This is a genomic window from Phenylobacterium sp. Root700 (assembly GCF_001429025.1).
Taxonomy (GTDB): Bacteria; Pseudomonadota; Alphaproteobacteria; order Caulobacterales; family Caulobacteraceae; genus Phenylobacterium.
In genome coordinates this window covers 61,160-61,394 of the sequence record NZ_LMHT01000005.1, presented here as the reverse complement: position 1 = coordinate 61,394, position 235 = coordinate 61,160, and the positions used below count along the sequence as shown (strand labels likewise).

The 235-nt window shown below is 68.5% G+C and carries 1 pseudogene; it reads right to left on the bottom strand.

Features of this window, described 5'->3' with window-relative positions:
• Window positions 1–235, bottom strand: a pseudogene (locus tag ASE02_RS01820) (S-(hydroxymethyl)glutathione dehydrogenase); the annotation flags it as partial.

Here is a 235-nt window from a genome sequence, read left to right as displayed (position 1 = left end):
CTTCAGGCCCTGGATGACGTTCAGCCCGATGCCGCCGAGCCCGAACACCACGCAGTTGGCGCCTGGCTCGACCTGGGCGGTGTTGACCACCGCGCCGACCCCCGTGGTCACGCCGCAGCCGATGTAGCAGGCCTTGTCGAAGGGGGCGTCGGGGCGGATCTTGGCCAGCGCGATCTCGGGCAGCACCGTGTGGTTGGCGAAGGTCGAGCAGCCCATGTAGTGGTGGATGGTCTGG